Genomic DNA, 18,910 nt, shown 5'->3' with positions numbered 1-18,910 from the left:
TCCGGTGAACAGCGCCCGGTGCCAAGCTCCTTCTCCACCATACGGATTTTTGCCGTGCCATGCCGCCGTGGGCAGGACACGGGCCAGGTTGTAGCGAAGCTGTTACCCGATATGACAGCATCACCGGGTGACAGAATCGATTGCGTCCGCGAACTGCATGTGCCTGTCAGGCGAGCCGTACGCCGCGTGCTGCGGCCGGTTCCATTCCGGCCGGGCCCAGGCGGCCACGGCGGAACAGTTGATGCGGTCCCGCTACAGCGCGTTTGTCCGGCTGGATGAGGGCTATTTGCTGCGGACCCACCATCCGTCCACCGCGCCGGCTGGCCTGGACCTGGACCCCGCCATGGAATGGCGCCGCCTGGACATCTTGGCCACCGGCGGCGGCGGTCCGTTTGATACTGCTGGGACGGTCGAGTTCAAGGCGTACTACCGGCACGGCAAGGCGCGCGGTGTCCTGCACGAGAACAGCAGGTTCGTGCGGGAGGACGGCCGCTGGCTATATGTAGACGGCGACATCCTAAGCTGACTATTCCTCGTCGTCGTAAAACTCGCTGTCCGGCGTGAAGCCGGCGCGGTCAACCTGCCGGTGGAACCGCATGCCCGCCAGGCCGCCCAGCACTGCGCCGATCAGGGCCACGACGGCAACTACGATCGCGGCGACGATGCTGGTGGTGGTCAGCTGCCCTTCGTTGACGGGGATGCGCGGGAAGCTGTTCAGGTTGGCCAGGACATTGAACTGCTGCCCTGCCACGAGGCCCAGGATGGCTACCACAACGGCCGCGACCAGGGCCCAGAGCCAGACCATGATCCCCTGCCTGGCGCCGTTGAAGCGGGCCATTCGGCCAGCCACGTAGCCGCCGCAGTAATAGGAGAGGAACAGGATCACTAACAGGACGATGATGCCCACCAGCCCAACCGTGCCGCTGTTCTGCGCGGCCTGGTTCACGGCCTCGTTGACGTCGGTGTTGCTGGCAAGCCCCACCGCGGTTCCGGCGGCTGCCACAAGTGCGGTCAGCAGGACCGCCATCCCGGTGGCGGTCAGCCACCCGAAGAAGGCAGAGCCCACTTTGATCCCGCCAAACCGCTCCTTCTGGCGCGCGACGGCGGTTTCCCGGTCCACCAGCGCGGGGTCCACCACGGGTGTCGCGGTGGTGGGGGCAGGCTTGTACTCCCGCTCCGCGGAGGGCGGGGCAGATTCAGGCGACCGCTCCGCGATGGGGGCTGCGGCACGGTCGCGTTCCACCGGACGGGCCGGCGCCTGGTCGAACGAGCGCGTGGCGGCGTCGTCCGCTTCGCCTGCGCGGTAGCTTCCGCTGCGGGTGGTTTCGTCCTCCCGGGCACGGCGGGAAGGCAGGTTCTCTGGTTCCGTTGAGCTGCTCATGTCTCAACTCAACCACTCGCTCCCGGTGATAGCAAGCCTGCTTACTATTTTGTGACCTGCGGTTTTACCGGTATTTCCGGTGCAGGTCCTCCTTCGTGGACGGTCCCGGCGAGGCATCGGCGATCCACGGGCCGGTGCCTTCGGACTGGTCCAGGACCCCCGCCTCCAGCCACGTGTAGTCACCGGCCAGGACCCTGCGTGTCAGTGCATGGTCGGCATCGTCCGTGTTCCGCCACAGCTTGTCGAAGTACTCGTCCACCCGCACCCTGGCCTGCTCGCAGTAGGCGTCGGCGAGCTCGTACGCGCCGGCGGCCTTTTCAGGGGACGTTTTGAGGAGCATTTCCGCGCGCGAGCAGCACGCCGTCATGGCGAAGAGCTCGGCGCCGATGTCCACCACGCGGCCCAGGAACGCCTGCTTGCGCTCCAGCTTGGCCTGCCACCGGCCCATGCCGTAGAAGGTCTGCCGCGCCAGCCGCCGCGACGAGCGTTCAACGAACCGGAGGTGTTTGGCCAGCCTGCCGAACTCAGCATAGGAGCGGGGGTCCATTCCGGCGCCGGCCACCAGCTTTGGCAGCCATTTCGCGTAGAAGCTGGAGGCGCCGACGGCGGCTTTCGCTTTGTCGGCCAGGCTGGCGTCCAGGGACGCAAGATCGCCCGCGGCGGCCAGGTGTGCATCGACCGCTTCCCGGGCAATCAGCAACCGCATGATTTCGGAAGACCCCTCGAAAATCCTGTTGATGCGAAGGTCCCGTACCTGCTGTTCCGCCGGCACCGCACGTTCCCCGCGGGCTGCCAGTGATTCGGCCGTTTCAAAGCCGCGTCCACCCCGGATCTGTACCAGCTCGTCCGCTATCTGGCAGCTGATCTCCGTGGCCCACAGCTTTGCGAGCGCGGCCTCGATGCGGACATCCTTCTGCCCGGCATCGGCAAGTTCGGCGGAAAGTTCAAACACGGCGTCCAGGGCAAAGGCCGAGGCCGCGATGAAGGCGATCTTCTTGCCCACGGCCTCGTGTTCGCCCACGGGCCTGCCCCACTGGGTGCGGGCATTGGACCATTCGCGGGCAATCTTCAGGCTCCAGCGCCCGGATGCCACGCACAGCGCCGGCAGTGCGAGCCGGCCGGTGTTCAGGGTGGTCAGCGCGATCTTCAGGCCCTGGCCTTCACGGCCCAACCGGTTGGCGGCCGGCACCCGCACCTGGTGGAACCGGGTCACGCCGTTCTCGATGCCGCGCAGGCCCATGAAGGCGTTGCGGTTTTCCACCGTGATGCCCGGCGAGTCCATCTCCACCACAAACGCGCTGATGCCGCCCTTGTGCGTGGTGCCGTCCGGATCCGTGTGGGCCGGCACAACCGCCATGACCACCACCAGCTCAGCGATCACCCCGTTGGTGGTCCAAAGCTTCACGCCGTCCAGAAGGTACGCGTCGCCGTCGTCCGTGGGCGTTGCAGTGCTCCCCAGCCGGGCGGGATCGCTGCCCACGTCCGGTTCGGTGAGGAGGAACGCGGTGACGGCGCCGGCAGCGCAGCGCGGCAGGTACTCGCGCTTTTGCCCAGGCGTGCCAAAGACCTTGACCGGCTCCGGAACTCCGATGGACTGGTGGGCGGAGATGAGGGCCCCGAGGCTGGGATGCACGCTGCCGAGCAGTGCAAGGGCCCGCCCGTAATAGACCAGCGAGAGGCCCAGGCCGCCATATTCCTCCGGGATCTTCATGCCGAAGACGCCGAGGTCCGCAAGGCCCCTGATGTACTCGTCCGGGATCTTCGCTTCCCGTTCGATCACCCGCCCGGACATGGTTTGTGCAAACTCCGTGAGCCGGGCCATGAACTCCTCGCCCCGCTCCACGGAGGAGGGGTCGGCAGCAGGCCATGGATGCACCAGGTCCAGGTCGAAACTGCCCAGGTAGAGGCCCTTGGCGAAGCTGGGGCGGTCCCAGCCGGATTCCCGGGCAGCTTCGGCGACGGCCCGGGCATCTTCAGCGGTGGCGCCGGCGCCGATGTGGCCGGCCGGGACGGGGGTTTCTTCAGCCGGGGCGTCTTTGGCCTGGCTGTCAGTTGCGGAGGTCATGGGTTATCTCCTTGGCCGGATTGGCCGGTGTAGCCATGGATCCGCCGGGTTGGAGAACCCTTCAGCTGTCCCTCAAGATTACCCGCGGGTAAGGTTCCCGTGCCAGGGGAAGGCTGGGCCGGGAAATCGCTGGGGAGCTCCACGTCGGAGGCGCGGTGCACCAGCCTGTCCCAGCCGGAATTGATCGCGTGGACAACCGCCATCAGCGTATTCACCACCACCATCCAGGTGAGCTTGCCCGCGCCCAGCACCACCAGGGCAACCAGCCCTGCCGCGAGGACGAACGCCGCCAGAATAGCGCCGAACACCAGTGTCCCGATGAAGACCAAGGTGGCTGTTTCCACTGAGCTTAGATCGAACTGCATGAATCCCCCTGCTGCGACAGTGCTTTGCGAAAGACTTGTGGTGAAGACCAGTAGCAGAAGCGTAGGGGGACAGCGGCGCGGCCAGCCAGACCCGGCGCGGGCACCAGCGCCTGTTGATACGGGATCGAAACACTACCCGCAGGTAGGTCACGGAGCGGTCGCGGCCTCCTGCGTTAACCTTGTAGTTGGCAGTTTTCGGGTCCGTCCCCTCGGACCCCCTGCCCAGCCCCGGAAACAGTCCAACAGCCAACAGCCCAAGGAGAGTGTGTGCCCCGCTCCGCCAGGTCATCCGCTGACGCCATCAGCGCCCGGCTCCGGGACCTCGAACTCCTCACCAAGGGGCCTGCCTGGGCCTTGACGCGTTCGGCGCCGTGGGTGATCGCGGTGCTCCAGGCTTCCTTCACCCGCACCCGGCCCCAGGTGCCGCTTGAGGAATTCCACGCCGACGTCGACTCCTTCCTTGAGGAGCTCCGGCGCCAGGATCCAGGGCTGGGGGGAGGGGCCAACGGAAAGGCTTTTGGCGATGAGTGGACACGGCGGCAGTTCCTGACCCGCCGGAACCAGTCAGGCCAGATCGTTTATGAGGCCACCGAGCCTGCGGCGCGCGTGCTTGCCTTCCTGGACAGCCTCTCCAGTGAGCGGTCCACCCTGAACGGTTCCCGCCTGGGCACCCTGCTGGGGGACGTGGAAAAGCTTGCCAACGAGACCAACCCGGACCAGAGCGCCCGCCTCGAAGCCCTCGAAGAGGAAATCGAAGAGCGGCAGCAGCTGATCCAGGACATCAGTACCGGCGAGTTCGACGGCCTGCTTGAGGACGACGAAGCAGTGGAGGCTGCCGGGAACATCCTGGACCTGGCCGCCAGCCTGCCTGCGGACTACAAGAAGATGCGCGACCGGATCGAGGAACTGGTGGGCGGGCTCCGCAACCAGATCATCGAGGAGTCGCTGACCAAGGGTGCCACCATGGCGCAGGTCCTGGAGGCCGACAAGCGGCTACGCGAAAGTCCGGAGGGCAGGACGTTCCGGTCCTTCACCGCGTTCCTGGAGGACCCGCAGCAGCAGGTGAGGTTCCGGTCCGCGATTGGCGAGGTCCTGAGCCGGCAGTTCGCCGACGACCTCTCGCCCGACGACCGGGAAACGCTGAAGAATCTGGTGGCCGAGCTCCGCCAGCAGCACAGCCAGATCCAGCGCATCTATGGCAAGCTCAGCGAAAGCCTGAACACCTACGTCCAAAGCGACGACTTCCGCCAGTCCGTCCGGCTTCGGCAAGTCCTGCGCGAAGCCGAACAGGCCATCCGGTCCCTCCCCTACGAGCGGGAACGCCCCGGCCTGGTTCCCGGACCGGTCCTATACAACGCCGGCTTCGAGTCACTGTCCATGGTGAAGCTCTTCGACCCCGACGAGTTCGCGGCGCCGCCCCGCCTGGCGGACCCCATCGCCTTCACCGACTCAAACCGGGTGCGCTCGCCGAGGACAGGCAAGGCAAAACCGCAGGTGGTCCGGGCGGCGATGGCCGGGGCCGCCACGCTGGCGGACGCATGGCAGCAGCTGCCGCCCGAAGAGCAGCACATCAACACCATCCGCGCCCTGCTGTCGGAAGCCCTGCACGCCGGTGCAGAGTTCAGCCGCGGAGCCTGGGACGGCCTGGACTTCGAACAGATAGACGGCTCCACCCGCAGGGCCTACCTGCCGGTGGTCACGCTCGCAAAGGATTCAGATGACTGAGGAAAGTACGACGCCGGTAGTTGAGTCGGCGGAAACGCCAGCGGGTGAGCGCATGGACGAGCCGGGGGTTGAGCAGGATGCAACCAGCGCGGCATCGGGCGCTGGGTACCCCGGAGCAGTCTCGCCCCGCGACACCTTCGTCGACGGCGCTGCCCTGTTCCCCGGCGATACCGGAGTCCTGTCCATGAAGGTGCGCCAGGCCCTGGTGAAGCTCCTCAAGGGCCCGTACATCGACGGCGGCCGGGACGAAAAGCTCTGGACGGTACTGCTGGACAACCAGGCGATACTCCGCAGCCGCCTCTCCGAGCTGTTCCTGGCGTTGCAGCTGGACCACGAGCGGAAGATCGCCGTTCTCCGCCCCGTGGACCCCGAGGTGATCGGCGGCAGTACCCGCTCCAGCATTCTGCGCCAGCAGCGTGCCCTCAGCCGGGTGGAAACCATCTTGCTGCTGAGGCTCCGCCTGCTGCTGGATCGGCACGTCACGGCCCAGACAGATCCCACCATCACCCGTGAGGAAATCGCGGACCTGGTGGCGCACTACCAGCCTGCCGGCCAGCAGGACGCCCTCCGCGACGCAGACGTCGTGACCCGTGCCATCACGAAGCTCCTGGCGCGCCAGCTCCTGCTCCCCACCGGACTGGACGACGTCTACACCATCTCCAACGCCCTGCCTCTGGCCCTGCCCTTTGAAAACATCGGCGACATCCCGGCCCACATCGAAGCCCTGGTGGCCGCCTCCACCGACCAGTCAGGAACAGAACCGCTGCTGGACCTGGACGCCGGCGCAGGTGACGGGGACGAGCACGACGACGGTGCTGCACCGTCGTCGTACCAAGCCGCGACCAAGGAAGGAGAAGCCAAGTGACCATCGCGAGCATGCTCCCGCTGGGGGACGTGGCGAACCCGGGGCAGATGCGGCTTGCGTTGGTGCAGGTGGTGAACTGGGGGACGTTCCACGGAGCCCACACGATGCACGTGGACCGGAACGGGACACTGCTGACGGGTAATTCGGGCGTGGGCAAGTCGACGCTGTTCGATGCCATGCTGCGGGTGTTCGATGCGCGGCCGCGGTCAAACGAGGCGGCCGCGCAGCGGTCGGGCGGGGCGGTGGAGGACAAGCGGACCACGTTCACGTACATGCGCGGCAAGGTGGGGGACAAGGCGGTGGGCGAGGGCTCGGCGAGTGCGTTCCAGCGCCCGGGAGCCACGTGGTCCGCCGTCGCCCTGACGTTCGATAACGCCGCGGGTACCCGGGTGACGGTGTCGGCGCTGTTCGACCTGCCTAAGAACGGAACGGAGTCTAGCGTCGGCCGGTTCTACCTGGTCGACAACGTGCCCCTGGACCTGGAGGCCGTTGAGGGCATTGCTGACAAGCGGTTCACCAAGGGTGCGCTGGAGGCGACCTTCCCGCACGCCCAGGTGTTCGACGTCCACAAGGCGTTCGCCGAGCGGTTCCGGCGCCTGCTGGGGATCAGCTCGGACCAGGCCCTGCCCCTGCTGCGCGTGATCCAGGCCGGCAAGGGGCTGGGCGGCAGCGTCAATACCTTCTTCCGCGACCAGGTCCTTGACGCGCCGGCAACGCTGGCCGCGGCGGACGACGTGGTGGAGGAGTTCAGCAACCTGATGTCCATCCGCCAGCGGCTGGAGGACGTCCGGCAGCAGCGCGACCAGCTGGCGCCGGTCCCGAGCCTGAACCGTGAGTATGCGCAGTCACTGCTGGACGCGAACCGGCTCCGGGAACTGGTGGGCGAGGAGTTCGAGGCGTACAGGCAGCAGCTCGCCGTCACCGTCCACCAGAAAACGCTGGTCCGCTTCAGGGAACTGGCCCAGGCAAAAGCCAAGGAGCTCGGCACGGAGCGGGCGGTCCGCGACGGCCTGGCCAAGGAACTGCGGCAGTTGGAGACCGACTACAACAATCAGGGCGGCAACGCGATCTCGGCGATCGAGCAGTCGCTGGAGAACGCTCGGGTTGGCCTGAAGCTGGGCCGGCAGGTTGAGGAGGCTGCGCAGCAGGCGCTGGCCGACGCCGGGCTGCAGCTTGAGTGGAGTGCCGCCGGTTGGGAGCAGGCCCACGAGCAGGCGGCGGCGAGGTCGGCTGAGCTAAGGGATGATTCGCAGGCCCTGCAGGAGCTGCGGTTCGAGGCGTTCGATGCCCACGCCGGCCGGAAACGTGAGCTGGCGGCCGCCGAGCAGGAACTCGTCTCGCTGAAGACGCGCAAGTCCCTGCTGCCGCCGTCGAGCATTGAAAACCGCGCCGCCATTGCCGCCGCCACCGGCATTCCCGAGGACCGGATGCCTTTCGCCGGCGAACTCATGGACCTCGCCGAAGGGGAGGAAAGGTGGCGCCCAGCGGCCGAACGCGCGCTCCGCAACCTGGCCACCACCCTGCTGGTCCCAGGGGAGCACTTCGGTGCCGTGACCCGCTACCTCAACGACCACAACGTCCGCGGCGCGCTGCGGGCGGTGGACGTCTCCAAGCCGCTCGCCGGCGGCGTGCTCGCCGTGGAGGACGCGCGCGCCGGCGACCTGCTCACCAAGCTGGACATCCTCGCCTCCGGTGCGGCTGCGGAAGCCGGCGAATGGGTCCGCGAGCGCATTGCGCTGGACTTCGCCTACCCGTGCGTGGAGGACCCTGACGAACTGGCCGCGCTGGACAGGGGCCTCAGCCTGGGCGGAGTGGTCAAGCGTAACCGGCACACGGTGGAGAAGGACGACCGCTTCACCAGCCGCCAGGACTACGTGCTGGGCTTCGACAACGCCGCCAAGCTGGAACTCGTTGCCGGGCAGGTGGAGGACCTCCGGCAGGAAGTGGCCAAGGCCGCCGAACTGGCGCAGAGCCGCGAGGACTCGCACCAGGGGATGAGCCGGCAGCTCGACGCATTGCGCCGCATCGCGGAAGACGACCGGCCCTGGGAGCAGGTATCCGCTGCGGTGGCCGCCGAGGAGCTCACCCGGATCGAGCAGCGGCTCAAGGACGCCCTGGCTGCACAGGCGGACCTGGAACCGCTGCGTGCCGCCATCGAGGAGGTCCGGCAGAAACACCAGTCCAGCACCGAGTCCGCGGCAGTGCTGCAGAGCGAATACAAGGCACTGGACCGCCAGCTGACGGCTGCCGACACCCTGCTGGAAGCCGCGCGTGACCGCCTGGCCCAGGCACCGCCGTCGGACGCCACCGTCACGGCGCTCGAACCGTACTTCGCGGAATTCGGCGACGTCACGGAGATGCACGAGCTGGACAACCTGGCCAACCGGGTCCGGACCGCCCTGCTGGGCGAGCTGCACACCGCTGAGTCACGGGGACAGGCCACGGCTGAACGGCTCACTCGCATCTTTGAAGGCTTCGTCCGCGAGTGGGGCAGCGCCATCTCGGTGGACCACGGCACCAGCATCGGCGCGGCCAGCGAATTCGAGGCCCGCTACCACGCGATCGTGAACGACGGCCTGCCCGCGCAGGAGGCGGAGTTCCGGCAGTTCTTCAACCAGCGCACGCACGAATCCTTCAGCACCCTGCTGCACCTGCTGGACGAGGAACGCCGCTCCATCACCAGCCGCATCCTGCCCCTGAACGGGATCCTGTCCCAGGTGAACTTCCACGAGGGCAGCTACCTGGAACTGGACATCAAGCAGACACTGCCGCCCACGGCCAAACAGTTCAAGGACGCCATCCAGAACGCCTTGAAGGTGCGGCACGCGCGGTCGGCGAAGGCAGAAGCCGGCCGCGCCGAGGGTCCCGGCGCGGAAAAGGACGACGACGGCGAGCTCACCGCCCGCTACAAGTCCCTGGAGACGCTGGTGAAGAGGCTAGGATCCCAGGCGCCCGAGGACCGCCGGTGGCGGGCCGAGGTACTGGATGTGCGCGGGCACCTGTTCATCCAGTGCAAGGAGCACAGGGAAGTCACCGGTCCCCGCGGCGGCAAGAAGACCGAGGTCTTTATGCATGCGGATACCGGTTCCATGTCCGGCGGCGAGCGGCAGCGGTTCACCGCGTTCATCATGGCAGCGGCCCTGAGCTACCAGCTGGGCATCGCCGAGCAGGGCTTCACCACGTACGGCACCGTGATGATGGACGAGGCCTTTGTGCTCGCCTCCGAGGAGTTCGCCGGTGCCGGGATCAAGGCGCTGCACGAATTCGGTTTCCAGCTGCTGCTGGCGGCCCCAGAAAACGTGATCGACCTGTCCCGGCACCTGGGCTCCGTCACGGAAATCCTCCGTGACCGGCGCACCAACCGCTCCGGCGTGCTCACGGCGCCGGTGATCCGCCCCCGCCCGGGGGAGGAAGGTGCCTGGCGGTCGGAGGCGAACCCGGTGGACATCGTCCTGCGGTAACCGCCGCTGCTTTGACTGCGGTCCTACCTGGACTGCACGCGCCCAAGGAATTGCGCCGCGCGGTCCTGCAGGCCCTGGATTTGGCGTTCCACGACGGCGGCCGGGTCCGGGTTGATCTCGTTGACCGGCGGTTCCTTGCGCACGTTGCCGCAGCACAGGAAATCGGCGCAGATCAGCGTGCCCACGGTATTTCCGTCACGCCCGGACTGGCCGGCCCGCTTGGCGACCCAGAGGAGCACGTCCTCCTTGGAGAACACGTCGCGGCAGAGTTCGCACAGCACCGACCGTTTCTTTTTGGCCCCTCCTTCGGGTGCCCGGAGCATGATCCCGGTGAGGCCCTTGGCCCCGGGAACCACCAGGTAGCCGCGCAGCGGCATCTTCCCGTCCCGCCAGCCCAGGAACTCCAAGCTGTCCCAGTCCAGGGAGTCGAAGTTCTTGGGCAGGGTGAGCTTGGCGGCTTCTGAACGGCTGGCGTTGACGAAGGATGAGCGGATCTGTTGAGGCGTGACTGATTGCATGGCTGAACTTTCGTGAAGGTGGGCAGCCCGGATCCGGGCCGCGGGCAACGGGGAGTCAGTCAGTCCCCGCGGTGCAGGCCAAAGCGGCCGCCCCGCCCTCTATGGCAGCGGCGGCCGAAACGACCTTTTGCGTGCGCATTGTTCCCGTTGTCCTTTTCCTGTTCAGCTGTCCGGTGTCTCTGAAGCCAGACCGGCATGGGCCATCCTGCCAAATGGGACGGGCGCTGTCCATGGAGCAATGCGGAACCGCCAATAAGTCCCACCGCGACGGTACCCAGAAACCTGATGCCAGCCCTGGAGTCGGTAGAACGTTACCTGCCGACGTGCATGCCTACTTGTAGACGCGGACCCAGTCGACTTGCATTTGAGATGGCTTGGTAGCTGAACCATCCGGGAACCAATCCAGCTGCAATGTCTGGTGCATGCCCACCGAGGGTTGATGCGCGGGAGTTGTGTCAGTGAATGTTTTGACCCCGTCCACGTATCCAGTGATACCGGATGGAGTCCACTCCACTGCATAGTTGTGCCACTGGTTGCTGTCAACCGGTGTCGACATGGCAGCCTGATGATCCGCTCCGCTGCAGGCGTAGTGCAGGAAGAACTTCATCATGGTGGAGTCCGAATTGCCTTCCGCATAATCGATTTCGGCGCAGTTCGGAGAGGCGTTGTTGTTGGGCCAGAGGATCAGGACCGGGTGGTACTTCGGATCGCGTGCAGTGCTTCTCATGCGCGTTTCCCAGCGACCGTACTTTTGCTGCGCGAACTTTGCGGACATTCCGCCTGTGGCGCCAACGGCATCGCCGCTTACGGTAGCCACACCGTTCGCGACAGACCAAGCCTGAGGGCTGCGAATGCCGTTGCCTGCGTGCCCTGGCCCGTTATACACGGTCCATTTAGTGGGGTCAGGTGTCCCCGTGTTGGAGAACTCGTCTCCCGCAACGACCGGGCCCCAACCCAAAATCGCAGCTGCCTGCGTACCGTCACCTGTCGTGGCGCCATTCTGATTCGAAGCGGTCGCCGACGCTCCCCCTACAGCCGCGGCGGGGACAGCCTGCGACGGGCTTGGGGGAGCGGCGGCCTTTGTCGGGTGCGAGGCACCCGCGAGGGGAGGCTTAGTGTCGCCGGCACCTTGTGTTTCCGGTGTTGCCACCGTCGAAGGCGCCGCGGACGGTGCAATCGGGGCTGCGCTGGGAGGTATTGACTCGTGACCAGCCATTGTGGCGGCCGCCCCCGTTGGGCTTGGGGCGGCGGTGCACCCGGTCAGGGACAATACGCCCATGGTTACTGTGATGGCCAGTTTTTTTAACACAAGACCCCTCCGGGTTCAGGACTTAGGCAAACGACTGCGGCGACGGGGCGCGGCTATTATGAGCATCTGTGGCGCCTCCGCAACGCGGGCCAGCCACCATAAAATGCATCGGGTCCGACCGGTGTTCTGTTCAGGCACTCTTCAACCCGGACCATCACCGACGTTACCTGATCGTGATCTTTGCCCGCAAATAGGCGGCGAGGAAGTGCGGCGTCAGGCGCGTTCTTGCGGGGGTCGTTCAATTTTGCCTTTTCCAGGGCACGGCCCCGTTACCATCCATTAACCATTGCTTTTCCTTGTCCCGCTACGTTGGGGCGGTGGTGCCTGAATCCTTGCTACCTGACTCCGGGCGGCGGGTGTTTGTCGCGCTGGGGGACTCTTTCACCGAAGGGGTGGGCGACTGGGATGAGCGGCTGCCCAACGGGGTACGGGGGTGGGCCGACCGGGTGGCCGAGAAACTGGCTAAAGCGCAGCCCGGGTGGAAGTACGCCAACCTGGCGATCAGGAGCAAGCGGCTGCGGCACATCATCGACGAACAGTTGGAAGCCGCACTCCGGATGCGGCCAACGCTCGTCACGCTCTATGCCGGCGGCAACGACATCCTGGACCTGAAAACCGATATGCCTGCGCTCATGGCTGACTATGAACAACTGGTGGCCCAACTCGCGGGCACGGGGGCCACGGTGGTCCTCTTCACCGGATTTGACGTGAAGGTTTCGGCGCTGCTGGAGCCGCTGAAGAAACGTAACGCCTACTACAACCAGCGGGTGCGCGAGATCGCAGGGAAGTACGGGGCGGTGCTGGTGGACTACTGGTGCCTGGATGCCTTCCACGACCGCAGAATGTGGGACTCGGACCGGCTCCACATGTCAAAGGCCGGCCACAAGTACCTGGCCGGGCAGGTGCTGGACCAGTTGGCCGTGCCGCACAAGATCAGACCGAAGGACTGGGAACCACCGGCCCCACTCAGCCTGCGCGAATGGGAGCGGCGGCAGCGGCGGTGGGTCCACGACTGGGTCCTGCCGCTCTTTGGCCGCAAGCTCCGCGGCGTCACGCTGGGGGACACGCTCAGCCCGCGCTGGCCCGAGCCCGTGAAAGTACCGCGGAAAGGCGGACTGAAGAAGGTGGCCGCGGAAACGTCCGACGCCGGCCGGGCGCCTTAGGTGGTCTGCGCGGGCGGGGTGTCCAGCAGGTTTTCGAACCCGGGCGCCACCCGGCCTGCGTGGAACTCCAGCACCTCGAAGTCGGCCACCCCGTTGAAGTAGAACGGATCCTGCGCCAGGCTGGCGTCCAAAGTTTCCCGCTCGGCTTGCGACAGCAGCAATCCTCCGGTGCGGGGAATCTTGCGGCCGGCGGCGATGAACACGCCGTTGTCGAAAGCCTTCTGCAGCCAGGCGATGTGGGCGTCATTGTGGAAGTCGACGATCTCCTGGGGCACGCGGTAGGTGAGGGAGACAACATACATGGGGCAAGCCTACGCCGCACAAGCTACTTGAAAGATCAATCGTAGAATGGGGAACATGACCGAACCCCGCTGGCTAAACGCTGACGAACGCCGCGCCTGGCTGGCACTGGTGAGCATCAACACGCTGCTGCCCGCCGCCCTCGACACCAAGTTGCATGCTGCGGGGAAGCTGTCCCTTTTCGACTACACGGTCCTGGCCATGCTGTCCGAAGCCGAAGGCCGGTTCCTGCCCATGAGCGAGCTGGCAGCCCGCAGCAGCGCATCCCTGTCCCGCCTTTCCCACGTGGTGACGAAGCTGCAGAAGCGCGGCTGGGTGGAGCGCCGGCCGCACCCCCACGACGCCCGGGTGACCACGGCGCACCTCACCGAGGAAGGCATGGCGACCATCGTCGGGCTGGCCCCGGCACATGTTGAGGATGTCCGCGACCTGTTCCTCGATGCGCTGACGGAGCAGGATGTGCTGGACTTGGCACGGATCGGTGAAAAGGTCGTGGGACGGCTGGACACGGACCACTGGATCCTGCGCGAGACTGAGGGCTGACCGGCTGATTCGTTGCTTCCGGCAACGGATGGCAAACTAGCCGCATGGAATTCACTTCCCGGTTTGTGGCTCTCGGCGACTCCTTCACCGAAGGCGTTGGTGACGACGACCCCGCCCGTCCCAACGGCGTCCGCGGCTGGGCGGACCGCGTGGCCGAGCAGCTCGGCGCCGCCGACCCGAACTTTGGCTACGCCAACCTGGCCATCCGCGGCCGGAAACTCCGCCAGATCCTGGCTGAGCAGGTGGACGCCGCCGTCGAGCTCAACCCCACCCTGGTAAGCATCTATGCCGGCGCCAACGACATCCTGCGCCCGCGCGTGGACATCGATGACCTGCTGCTGGAGTACAACGACGCGGTGGGGAAGCTCGCTGCCAGCGGCGCCACCGTGGTGATGTTCACGGGTTTCGACGCCCGCGGATCAAAAGTTTTCGGCACCATGCGCGGCCGCACCGCCATCTACAACGAGCTGGTCCGCGGGATTGCGGGAGACCACGGTGCCCTGCTGGTGGATTACTGGCGCTTCAGCGAGTACTACGACTGGGGCATGTGGGCCCACGACCGGATGCACATGTCCGCCGCCGGCCACGCCAACATGGCCAAGCGCGTGCTGGAGGTCCTCAAATATGACCACTCCGTCGACATCCCGCCCATGACGCCGGTGCCGGAGCTGAGCCGGACCGAGGCCCTGCGCGCCAATGCCCAGTGGTTCCGTGAGTACGCGGCCCCTTGGGTTGTCCGCCGCGTCACCGGTAGGTCCTCCGGGGACAACCTGCAGCCCAAGTACGCCCAGCTCACGCGGCTGTAGCTTCTTCTAGGCGGGCTGGAACGCCGGGGTCGCCAGCATCGAGCCGTCCGCGCGGATGGCCAGCACGGCAACGTCCCAATTGTCCGCGGCGCGGTCCAGCATGGGTGTCCCGCCGGACACGATTGCCGTGGCCAGGACGTCCGCGGTGACGATGTCCGCGGCCGCCACGGTGACCTGGACAAATTCGGCGCCGCTTCCCAGCCGCCAAATGTGTTCGCCGCGTTCAGCAGAGCCTGAAGTGGCGATCGCGCTGTGCCGGCTGTGGCCACCCAGCGCGTACCCGGTAATGAGGGTGAGGCGGTCCGCGGGGTCCACGATGCCGGCCTTCCAGGGTGCGGCGCTGCCGGGACGCGGGGAGCCGCTGACCAGCACGTCGCCGCCGGCGTTGAGGCACCAGTCGTGGCGGCCCAGCGCCAGGAGCGACGTTCCTGCCTCGCGGATCGCGTGGCCCTTGATGATCCCCGAAAGGTCCAGCACGCCGTCGGGCCTTTCAGGGGTGAAGGCGCCCTCCGTGCGCAACCGCCATTCATGCGCCTCGGCGTACCGCTCGCGCATCTGGGCCGAGGCGCCCCGCAGCGTCAGTTCGCCACGGGCCAGCCTGCTCGCCTCCGAATCGGCGCGGTAGAGGCTGAAGGTTTCGTCCAGGTCCCGGAAAAGGCGTTCGACGACGGCGGCGGCGGCAGCGAGTTCGTCGAACTTTTGCTGCCCTTCCGCAGGGGAGCCGACGGGCAGCGTCAGGCCGATGACCGTTCCCATGCACTCAAAGGTGCGGGCCTTGAGGGTTGGGTTGCCGGTGGTTGCCAGCCGGGGGTCAGAGGTGGGCTGCATCGATGGCTGCCTGGAGGGAGGTCAGGTAGGCGTCGCTGGTGATGGTGGCGCCGCTGACGGTTTGGACATTTGCCGATTGCGCCGCGAGGACCTTGCTGCGGAGCAGGGGGGCTGCGCGGTTGCTGATCTGGATCGACTTGCCGTCGGTATTGGTCAGCTGGAGGGCCGTGACATCCGTGATCTTCCCCTTCGCCACTGTGATCTGGACCTGCACGGGACCGAACCGGGTCTGCACTGCCGTTCCCTTATAGGTGCCGGAGGCAGAGGTCCCCGTGGACCCTGAAGAGCTTGAGGACCCTGAGGAGCTTGAGGATCCGGTGGAGCCCGAGGTGCCAGAGGTGCCCGACGTGCTGGAGGAACCGGATGTTCCCGTCCCCGTGGTACCCGACCCGGACGAACCTGTGCCGGACGAACCTGTCCCCGTCGAACCCGTGGTGCCTGTCGCCGTCGTACTGGATGCGACGGTGCTGATGCCGCCTACCTGCGTGCCTGTCTGCCAGCCCGCCAGGAGGATCCCGGCAGAGGCCAGGGCCGCCGCGACTGTTCCGCGTATTTTCACCAGTCAAACCTTTCGTGATGGATCTGTTCCTCCCGGACGCCGGCCTTCCCGGCATCCGCTATGACATTGGCTGCCCACGCTGCCGGCCCGCAGACGTAGACGTCCGCATCCGCGATGTCCGGCACGTAGGAGTTAAGGCTGTAACCGTTCCGAACGGCGTCGTCGGGAAGCCAGGTGGAGCGCCCGTGGCCCCGCGGCCCGGTGAGGTGGAAGAGCCGCGCCCCGCGGGCCTGGCAGAGATCGAGGATCTCGCCGCCTAGGTAAATCTCCTGGTCCGTATGGCCGCGCAGCAGGACCGTCGCCTCGCCCGGAGCGAAGGGCGTGGTTTCCAGCAGCGCCCGCAGCGGGGTGATGCCGATGCCCGCGCCGATCATCACCACCTTGTTCTTTGTCCGGGCTGCCGTGCTGAGCAGGCCGTAAGGACCCTCCAATGCCACTTTGGTCCCCTTCCGGAGCCGCAGGAGCTGGGCGGAGCCGCTGCCAAGGTTCCGCACGGTGACCCGCAGCGTCCCCTGGCCCTCCGGGCCGTTGAAGATGGGCTCGGCTGACAGGCTGAACGGATGCGGATGCCACCACATCCCCGGAGCCAGGAAGCGCCAAATGAAGAAGCGTCCGCCCGTTCCCGCCAGCTGATCGAGCTTCCGGCCCCGCATGACTATGTTCACCACGCCCGGCGCCACTGCCTCCACCTTCGCAACGGTGAGCTGGTGCCGAGCCGTGGCCAGCACCGGCTCCAGGATGCGGAAGTACACCAGGGCTGAGCCGGTGTAGATGCAGATGGCCAGCCAGTACCAGCGCTGCCAGGTGCCCGCCGCGAAGAGGCCGCCCACGCTGAACTGGTGCGGGATCGAGGTAGCCACCGCGGCGTACGTCAGGAGGTGCACTACGTACCAGAACTCGTACGGGAAACGGCGCCGGACGGCTACCAGGGATGTCACCACGACCGCGATAAACAACGCCATGGAGACGAAGGCCAGCCACATGTCGGGCACCTGCACCCACAGGTTGATGGACTCGCTGACCGGATCCAGTCCTTCGGCCATGCCGTAACCGATGGCGATCAGGACGCCGTGCGCCAGCAGCAGGTAGAGGGAAGGTTTGCCCAGCTTGCCGTGGAACTCCAAGGCGCGGTCATGGCCGATGGTGCGGTCAATGAAAGGGATCCTTGCGGCCAGGAGCAGCATGAGCAGGACCAGGTCCATGCCCGCCAGCCCGGCGACGATCCCCCCGGCAGTGAACAGCGCGGCGGGTGTTGTGATGTTGGTGGCCCCGCCGTCGGCAAGCCAAAGGGCGACGGCGGCGGCAACGGATGCCCAGGCAATAACAGTCAGGAGGTCCGTCCGCAGCATGCGCTGCCGGTACTGGCGGGCGAACCAGCCGCGGGCGGGTTCCTTCGTAGGTGAAAGCTCCGGGCGGCCGGAGCTGCTTGCGGCCGGTGATGCCGGCAGGAGCTGCGTCTTCATGTTTCCAAGATGCTTGGGGAAGCTATGTCCCTGCTGTGAAAAGGGGCAAGCGGCACCTGTGACCTTCGACTGGCCCTTATACACCCATCGACGCACGATTGGCCTTTAATTGCGCCAACTCGTAGACTTGGTAGGCGCTAAGTGCGCGGAGCGTGCGCAATTGCTCCGGTTGCCCGGTAATTTTCTCCAGGGTGGCCGGTAGTTAGGGGCTCAAGTTGCGTAACTAACCGTTGCCCGTACATTCTGTGGGTCGCACTTGGCAGCATGGTCCAGCAGCAGATATGCGGATCATTACTTTCAATTCTTGAGGAGAAGTCATGGCAGCACACTGCCAAGTGACCGGGGCCGAGCCGGGCTTTGGGCACAGCATTTCGCACTCGCACCGACGCAACAAGCGCCGGTTCGATCCGAACATCCAGAAGAAGCGCTACTGGGTTCCGTCCCTGCGCCGTAACGTCACGCTGCAGGTTTCTGCGCGTGGCATCAAGACCATCGACGTGCGCGGTATCGACGCAGTCGTCGCCGACATTCTGGCTCGTGGGGTGAAGCTCTAGTGGCTAAGGACAAGGACGTACGTCCGATCATCAAGCTCAAGTCGACCGCGGGCACGGGTTACACCTACGTAACCCGCAAGAACCGTCGTAACGACCCGGACCGCATGGTCCTGAAGAAGTACGACCCCAAGATCCGCCAGCACGTCGAATTCCGAGAGGAGCGCTAAACATGGCTAAGAAGTCCAAGATTGCTCGCAACGAGCAGCGCAAGGTCATCGTTGAGCGTTACGCTGCAAAACGCCTCGAGCTGAAGAAGACCCTGGTTGACGAGAACGCAACCGACGAAGCACGAGAAGCAGCCCGCCTGGGCCTGCAGAAGCTGCCCCGCAACGCGTCCCCGATCCGTCTGCGTAACCGCGACATCATCGACGGCCGCCCCCGCGGTACCTTCCAGAAGTTCGGCATCTCCCGTGTCCGTTTCCGCGACATGGCCCACAGGGGCGAACTCCCGGGCATCACCAAGTCTTCCTGGTAGTCAGCACTGCTGATTCCAGCTGCTTGAGAACGGCCGGCAACCTTAGGGTTGCCGGCCGTTCTGCGTTAAGCGCAGTCCTTCCGTGGTTGCGCCGGACGGCTGTGCGGCAGCACACACAACGGAAGTACCACGGCGGGAGGCAGTTTGGGTGCCCGATGCCCCTGCCGGCCGCGGAATTCCGGGGATTTGAGGGGCCCGGAGGAACGGTTTGCGGTGGGCGCCGAGTGCGTGTATTGTTTTCTAAGTCGCCGCGGGGGAGACAGTGAAAAACTGATCACCGGGCGGCCAAAACCCCCAAAAATCAAAGCCAGAATCTGGTTGCTCTTTAGGGCGCTGGAAATGGTTGGGGCGGTCCCTATGCCGGTAAGAATCCTGAAAGATGGATTTGCGCCGGGGCTGGGGATCGGGTAAGTTTGGAAAGTTGCTCCGGAGCGATCCTGGATCCTTGTGGGTTTGGGTGGTGCTGGGTGTGTCTGTTGTTTGAGAACTCAATAGTGTGCCAAGTTTGTTGATACCGATTATGTTATGTG

Annotated in this window: 19 protein-coding genes; 10 read left to right on the top strand and 9 right to left on the bottom strand. The window is 65.9% G+C overall.

All coding sequences use genetic code 11. The features are described 5' to 3' along the window. The first annotated feature begins 157 nt into the window (after positions 1-157). Positions 158-526, top strand: a complete 369-nt coding sequence (locus IEW19_RS09760; protein WP_188571560.1) for a YchJ family protein — start codon at positions 158-160, stop codon at positions 524-526. On the opposite strand, the gene IEW19_RS09755 is transcribed toward IEW19_RS09760, so the two are convergent. From IEW19_RS09755 to IEW19_RS09745, 3 genes are all read right to left on the bottom strand, one after another. Further along, positions 527-1,381 (bottom strand): hypothetical protein, encoded by an 855-nt coding sequence (locus IEW19_RS09755; protein ID WP_188571436.1) that lies wholly within the window; start codon positions 1,379-1,381, stop codon positions 527-529. It abuts the gene before it with no gap. A gap of 64 nt (positions 1,382-1,445) precedes the next feature. Beyond that, positions 1,446-3,446, bottom strand: a complete 2,001-nt coding sequence (locus IEW19_RS09750) for an acyl-CoA dehydrogenase family protein (RefSeq protein WP_188571435.1) — start codon at positions 3,444-3,446, stop codon at positions 1,446-1,448. Beyond that, on the bottom strand, positions 3,443-3,811 hold the full coding sequence (locus IEW19_RS09745) for a hypothetical protein (protein ID WP_373283582.1): 369 nt from the start codon (positions 3,809-3,811) through the stop codon (positions 3,443-3,445). The genes IEW19_RS09750 and IEW19_RS09745 overlap by 4 nt, the downstream gene beginning before the upstream one ends. 267 nt (positions 3,812-4,078) lie before the next feature. On the opposite strand from IEW19_RS09745, the gene IEW19_RS09740 reads away from it, so the two are divergent. Genes IEW19_RS09740 through IEW19_RS09730 form a run of 3 tightly spaced genes read left to right on the top strand, consistent with a single transcriptional unit; the run spans position 4,079 to position 9,862 of the window. Beyond that, the gene (locus IEW19_RS09740) at positions 4,079-5,536 is read left to right on the top strand and encodes a DUF3375 family protein (RefSeq protein ID WP_188571434.1); all 1,458 of its coding nucleotides are present in this window, start codon (positions 4,079-4,081) and stop codon (positions 5,534-5,536) included. Continuing rightward, positions 5,529-6,401 (top strand): DUF4194 domain-containing protein, encoded by an 873-nt coding sequence (locus tag IEW19_RS09735; protein ID WP_188571433.1) that lies wholly within the window; start codon positions 5,529-5,531, stop codon positions 6,399-6,401. Before IEW19_RS09740 ends, IEW19_RS09735 begins: the two co-directional genes overlap by 8 nt. Beyond that, positions 6,398-9,862 (top strand): ATP-binding protein, encoded by a 3,465-nt coding sequence (locus IEW19_RS09730; RefSeq protein WP_188571432.1) that lies wholly within the window; start codon positions 6,398-6,400, stop codon positions 9,860-9,862. Before IEW19_RS09735 ends, IEW19_RS09730 begins: the two co-directional genes overlap by 4 nt. Before the next feature lie 23 nt (positions 9,863-9,885). On the opposite strand, the gene IEW19_RS09725 is transcribed toward IEW19_RS09730, so the two are convergent. Together IEW19_RS09725 and IEW19_RS23460 are read right to left on the bottom strand one after the other, a co-directional pair. After that, positions 9,886-10,380, bottom strand: coding sequence for an FBP domain-containing protein (locus IEW19_RS09725; RefSeq protein ID WP_188571431.1), 495 nt, complete (start codon positions 10,378-10,380; stop codon positions 9,886-9,888). 331 nt (positions 10,381-10,711) lie between these two features. Beyond that, entirely contained in the window at positions 10,712-11,155 is a 444-nt protein-coding gene (locus IEW19_RS23460; RefSeq protein WP_229748410.1) for a glycoside hydrolase family 16 protein, read from the bottom strand. An 851-nt stretch (positions 11,156-12,006) separates the two neighbouring features. Between IEW19_RS23460 and IEW19_RS09715 the strand changes: the two genes are divergently transcribed. Next, on the top strand, positions 12,007-12,852 hold the full coding sequence (locus IEW19_RS09715; RefSeq protein ID WP_188571430.1) for an SGNH/GDSL hydrolase family protein: 846 nt from the start codon (positions 12,007-12,009) through the stop codon (positions 12,850-12,852). On the opposite strand, the gene IEW19_RS09710 is transcribed toward IEW19_RS09715, so the two are convergent. Beyond that, the gene (locus tag IEW19_RS09710) at positions 12,849-13,154 is read right to left on the bottom strand and encodes a YciI family protein (RefSeq protein ID WP_188571429.1); all 306 of its coding nucleotides are present in this window, start codon (positions 13,152-13,154) and stop codon (positions 12,849-12,851) included. The two genes, IEW19_RS09715 and IEW19_RS09710, sit on opposite strands and share 4 nt — an antisense overlap. 55 nt (positions 13,155-13,209) lie before the next feature. On the opposite strand from IEW19_RS09710, the gene IEW19_RS09705 reads away from it, so the two are divergent. After that, positions 13,210-13,695 (top strand): MarR family winged helix-turn-helix transcriptional regulator, encoded by a 486-nt coding sequence (locus tag IEW19_RS09705; protein WP_188571428.1) that lies wholly within the window; start codon positions 13,210-13,212, stop codon positions 13,693-13,695. Between the two features lie 44 nt (positions 13,696-13,739). Beyond that, a complete protein-coding gene (locus IEW19_RS09700; RefSeq protein ID WP_188571427.1) occupies positions 13,740-14,501 on the top strand; it encodes an SGNH/GDSL hydrolase family protein in 762 nt (253 codons plus the stop codon). Between the two features lie 6 nt (positions 14,502-14,507). Here the strand turns inward: IEW19_RS09700 and IEW19_RS09695 are convergent, their stop codons facing one another. Genes IEW19_RS09695 through IEW19_RS09685 form a run of 3 tightly spaced genes read right to left on the bottom strand, consistent with a single transcriptional unit; the run spans position 14,508 to position 17,351 of the window. Next, on the bottom strand, positions 14,508-15,329 hold the full coding sequence (locus IEW19_RS09695; protein ID WP_229748409.1) for an FAD:protein FMN transferase: 822 nt from the start codon (positions 15,327-15,329) through the stop codon (positions 14,508-14,510). After that, positions 15,313-15,888: an FMN-binding protein gene (locus IEW19_RS09690; protein ID WP_188571426.1), complete on the bottom strand. Its 576-nt coding sequence runs from the start codon at positions 15,886-15,888 to the stop codon at positions 15,313-15,315. Before IEW19_RS09690 ends, IEW19_RS09695 begins: the two co-directional genes overlap by 17 nt. Then, positions 15,885-17,351 carry a ferredoxin reductase family protein gene (locus IEW19_RS09685; protein ID WP_188571425.1) on the bottom strand — a complete coding sequence of 489 codons (1,467 nt, stop codon included), beginning with the start codon at positions 17,349-17,351 and terminating at the stop codon, positions 15,885-15,887. The genes IEW19_RS09690 and IEW19_RS09685 overlap by 4 nt, the downstream gene beginning before the upstream one ends. Before the next feature lie 317 nt (positions 17,352-17,668). Here IEW19_RS09685 and rpmB point away from each other — a divergent pair, with 317 nt between their 5' ends. Genes rpmB through rpsN form a run of 3 tightly spaced genes read left to right on the top strand, consistent with a single transcriptional unit; the run spans position 17,669 to position 18,380 of the window. Next, positions 17,669-17,905, top strand: a complete 237-nt coding sequence (gene rpmB, locus IEW19_RS09680; RefSeq protein ID WP_018763944.1) for a 50S ribosomal protein L28 — start codon at positions 17,669-17,671, stop codon at positions 17,903-17,905. Beyond that, positions 17,905-18,072, top strand: a complete 168-nt coding sequence (gene rpmG, locus IEW19_RS09675; protein WP_013602737.1) for a 50S ribosomal protein L33 — start codon at positions 17,905-17,907, stop codon at positions 18,070-18,072. Before rpmB ends, rpmG begins: the two co-directional genes overlap by 1 nt. Before the next feature lie 2 nt (positions 18,073-18,074). Beyond that, positions 18,075-18,380 (top strand): 30S ribosomal protein S14, encoded by a 306-nt coding sequence (gene rpsN / locus IEW19_RS09670; RefSeq protein WP_015938870.1) that lies wholly within the window; start codon positions 18,075-18,077, stop codon positions 18,378-18,380. Positions 18,381-18,910: the final 530 nt, after the last annotated feature.

It is taken from the genome of Arthrobacter liuii (assembly GCF_014639275.1).
Taxonomy (GTDB): Bacteria; Actinomycetota; Actinomycetes; order Actinomycetales; family Micrococcaceae; genus Arthrobacter; species Arthrobacter liuii.
Note: the sequence above shows the minus strand (reverse complement) of the source record. Positions and strands in the feature narration are given on the sequence as shown.